Origin of the sequence: Streptomyces sp. NPDC088354 (assembly GCF_044753585.1) — a bacterium.
In the GTDB taxonomy this organism is placed as follows: Bacteria; Actinomycetota; Actinomycetes; order Streptomycetales; family Streptomycetaceae; genus Actinacidiphila.
On the sequence record NZ_JBIVNJ010000114.1, the window covers coordinates 1 to 4552 of the forward strand.

At 62.3% G+C, this 4552-nt stretch carries 2 protein-coding genes; one reads left to right on the forward strand and one right to left on the reverse strand.

The window, feature by feature from the left end; all coding sequences use genetic code 11:
• Nucleotides 1-719 (reverse strand): transposase family protein (locus tag ACIP98_RS41940; protein ID WP_401982102.1); only part of this gene is annotated, 719 nt, incomplete at its 3' end.
• A 1572-nt stretch (nt 720-2291) separates the two neighbouring features.
• Here ACIP98_RS41940 and ACIP98_RS41945 point away from each other — a divergent pair.
• On the forward strand, nt 2292-3857 hold the full coding sequence (locus ACIP98_RS41945) for a glycoside hydrolase family 20 protein (protein ID WP_401982104.1): 1566 nt from the start codon (nt 2292-2294) through the stop codon (nt 3855-3857).
• Nucleotides 3858-4552: the final 695 nt, after the last annotated feature.

Here is a 4552-nt window from a genome sequence, read left to right on the forward strand (position 1 = left end):
TTGGCTGCTGACGACAGGCGGTTGGGGCTGCAGCGGGCGTGACGGAAGATGCGCCAGCGCTTGAGGGTGGCCATGCCGCGTTCGACGGGATACCGGAGCCGTGCGTGCGCCCGGTTCAGCGCTCTTTGCCGGGCGGCGTGTTCCTTGCGGGGTAGGCGTCGGGTTGGCGTGGCGAAGGTGCCGCCGGCGCCGAGGTAAGCCAGGTCGGCCAGCGCGGGGATGCCGAGGCGGACGCAGGTGGCCACGATGCGATGCGTACGGGCCGCGGTCAGGTCGTGAGTGCGGCCTGGAAGAGCGCGGGAGATCCATACGATCTTGCCCTGAGGGTCGGTGATGACCTGGAGGTTCACACCGTGGCGGCGGTGTTTGCCGGAGTAGTCGGCGCGTCCGTCGCCGACCCGGTCGCACTCGGCGAGCGTGCCGTCCACCAGCACGTACTCCGTGTCCGCCTCGTGCAGGGCGCGGGTCAGACCCGGCGCGCGGTGGGCCAGGATGTCGATGACCGCGTGCACGTAGGCGTGGGCGGTGCCCACGCTGATCCGGAAGCCAGCCGCGATCTGCGCGAGGGTGTCGTGCTTGCGCAGGTACACCAGCGCGACCAGGGCACGCTGCGAGGGCCGGAGCTTGCAGCGGCGGTCACCCTCCCGGGTGACGATCAGCATCGTCACCCCCTCAACCAGCGCATGAGGCAGGTCCAGTGCGGCAGGATAGGTAACCAACGAGGCTCCCCGGCAGAAGAGTTGAGACGTCAGACATCTCGCTAACCACCGAGGAGCCTCGTCCGTTATGCGCGACTCTTCGACCAGGCGGCCGTCACCCGATCGGTGGCCCCGCTGAAAAGGCTCACTGGCTTATGTATTGCGGATACGACCGGTCGTCGCAACACAGGCCCGTCCGATCCGAGCCAAAGATCGCCGGCCGCATCGGGCATGCCGTTGGCGAGCGGAAGTCAGGGCATCCGGGACCAGATAACTACGTATGTGGTCGGCGGTCGCCCAGCCGACCGCGCACCGCAAGGTGGTATCTATGACGGTGACGGCAGACAGGCGGAGCCAGCTCTCGTCAATCTTGATGTAGGCGATGTCGCCACGTAAGATATGTCCGGATAGTCGGAGTGTAGCTGGACATCCTCGGCGTGTTCCCCGGGCTACAGCGGGCGCGAGCCAACTCGACGATCCGACGCCAGAAAGTGGGCGGCTACACAGGCCCCGTCTTGGGATCTGAACTTTTCCTTCCAGGGACGGATATTCCAAACAATTTCACGTACGCAACGAATAAATCTAATTCGCCTCCCGTCGCCTTCGGGGCAGTACGGGCAGCACGCCGCCGTCCACAATTTGCCGCAAACCTGAATTTTGCGAATCAAGGCAGAAGATTGGCGCACAGATTCTATTCACAATGAGCGTCGACCTGAGATGCTACGAGGGGACTGCCCGAACGGGAATTAGGCGTATAGTCGGCTTCGTTCGGATCGACATCGTCGCACTCCTTGCTACAATACCGAAATTCACACAACAAAGACCACGCTAGGCTTTTCATGCATCTCGCAAACTTGAAATACGGCCAATTGAAGGTGCTGCGATACCACCGACCTGAACGCGACTCACTTGATGATTTCCCCGTACACCCGCGACGAGAGGCGCATGTCTCGCGGCACGCTTATGAATCGATGGCTCGCGCGTGATGGCGGATGGTGGGCGAGGCACGGCCTGATCGTCGCGACTGGTGTTTCAGTGGACCTTTTCAGCGCGGCAACCGATCGTAAAACATCTCAGACGACGGCTCCCACGCCGCAGTACGCTCGGCTCTATTCTTGGTCTCGTCGACGTCCGATACAAATCTACCTGTAGGAGTCGCGAATGCTCACTTGCCGATGTCTCGGCACACAGGAAGTCTCCCGTGCAGTGCCATGCTCGATGTCCTAGATGAGGTCACTCAACCCGTTTACTCGCTTGACTACGCCCGAAAATATGAGAACTCCCGGCGGCGGAAACTCGGCTTTTCTCACCCGGACCGGATCGTCCTGGGCGCAAGAAGGAGACTCTTGGTCAGATGGCAGCAAGATGCGGCCTCTTCGCCACACACGGCCTACATACACCAACCTACCGGCATCCCACCAATCAGGCTCCAACCCCACCACGTCATGGACCAGTCCCAAAGCGATGACATGACCCACTGATACCCGATTCCCCGCTTATCCCCGGGTGAAATTGTACACATCAATATGAAGAAGATCGGCAGGAATCCGCTCAGTGAGCAAGCATCGGCGCCGGGCAGCAGCAAAGCGCGATATGCGGAAAAGGGCGGCCTTCGCCGCCGTATTCATCGGCGCGGTCGGCGTCGGTGCGGGTGTCGGCGTGTGGGCCTGGGCTAACCCCGGTGACACGGGCACATGGCAGGAGAACAGCAATTCGGCCGCGTCCGACAACACTGAGACCCAGTCTCAGATGCCACCCGTAATACCCGCCGTGCGGTCCTACACCCCGGCATCCGGGTTGGGATGGCGGCCTGAGCAGGGTGACCGGGTTGTCGTCGGCGATCCTGAACTGGCTGACGAAGGTCGGCTCATAGCCAGCGAGCTCGGCCTTAAATATGTCGGACAGAAGAGTGATGCACGCCTAGGCGACCTGCGGCTCACGCTCCGAGACACAGACAAGAATCCGGAGTCGTACACCGTGACCGTGCATGGCGGGCGGGTCGAGATCAGCGCGCCAACTGCCAAAGGTGCTTTCTATGGCACCCGTACACTGAAACAGGAGGTGCATGGGGGCGGCATCGCTCCGGAGGGCGTCGTGCACGACGAACCGGCCAAGCCGATACGTGGCTTCATGCTCGACATCGCGCGCAAGCCGTACAGCGAGGCCTGGATCGAGGAGCGGATACGTGAGCTCGGGGATCTGAAGTACAACGAGCTGGACCTACATTTCTCCGACGACCAGGCTTTCCGCATCGAGTCCACCACGCACCCCGAGACCGTCTCCCAGGTCCACCTAACCAAGGTGCAGGTCAAGAGGATCGTGGACCTGGCCGCTTCCCGGCACATCACCGTCGTGCCCGAGCTCGACTCGCCCGGTCACCTCGGCGCAGTGCTCGCGGCCCACCCCGAACTCCAGCTGCGCAACGCGAACGGTGTAGTCACCAAGGGCGCCATCGACATATCCAACCCCGCCTCCGCGAAACTCATCGACGACCTGATGAACGAGTTCGCCGACCTCTTCCCTGGCAGTCAGTGGAACCTGGGCGGTGACGAGTACCGGGCACTCACTGTGTCGGACCCGCAGACGTCTTATCCGAAGGTCGCGACGGCGGCCCGGCAGAAGTACGGCCCTGACGCCATCGTCGCCGACGTCACCACCTCCTGGCTCAACGAACGCGCAGCAACCGTACGGGCTCACCACAAGACCGTGCGGGCTTGGAACGACGGCTTCTTCCGGGTCACCTCAATCAAGCCAGCCCAGGACCTTCAGGTCGGCTACTGGACCGGCAAGGAGTTCGGCGCGCGGGAGCCAGTGAACTACCTGGACGCCGGGCGCAAGGTCATCAACTATAACGACGAGTACCTCTACTACGTTCTTGGGCAACCGCAGACCTTCATGTACCCGACCGGACAGCGAATCTACGAGCAGTGGACCCCGCGCGTGCTGCGCGGCACGACTGCCGTTTCGGCCAACTATGACAAGCAAATCCTTGGCGGCGCCTTCGCTGTATGGTCCGATTTCCCCAACGCTCAGACCGAGGCCCAAGTCGCCGCCGGCATCCGGATGCCCTTGCGGGCTACTGCGCAGAAGCTGTGGAATCCGGGCAAGCCCGCCATGTCCTGGGCCGCCTTCAAAAAGCTCGCGGACCATCTGAGTTAAGACGCCGCACGAAACCACGTGCGGACCCCTTACAAGACGCTCTCGCTCTCCCTGCGGCCGATCCTCCAGAACGGACTGCCTGTCACCTACCGCAGGCATCTCGACGGCGAGCCTGCGCAGTGGTCGATCCCTCCTTTCGATTGCTCGGTGTGCGGACGAGCATGGGGGTTGGACCGGGATGCGGCGCATGACCGTCATGTTCATGAGAAAGACACCGGGTTCTGCAAGTTGTCGTGGATGGCAGGCCGCCAGCGTCCGAGCCCAGCCTCGCAGGCTTATCTGACACGCATATTCAACAACATGACACCAAGATCCAATACCCTTTTGTGGCCGGACTGATCTCCTATAGATGCGGCGCAATACCGTGCTTCGGGTGGACAGCTTGTTGGTTGGGCAGCCAGGTAGACTGTTCACCCTTTCGGGCCCGCAAGGGCCGGTAAGGCCACGGCACCCCCACGCCCCCGTCAGGGGGTGCCGTGGCTTTCCCAGCTGGCTCCGCCCGATCCCTTCAGCGCCAATTTCCAGGATTACGCTTACGATGCGGGGTGATCAGGGCTGGGTCCACGCATCGCTCGATGTTCACCGGCTACCGCCTAGATGCAATACCGGTGATTTAAGGATCTTTCCTGCGAGTCGGGTGCGTTCTGGTCGGCTTGGAGATGGTGACGGTTGGTGTCTCGGGGCTGGGTGGCCGC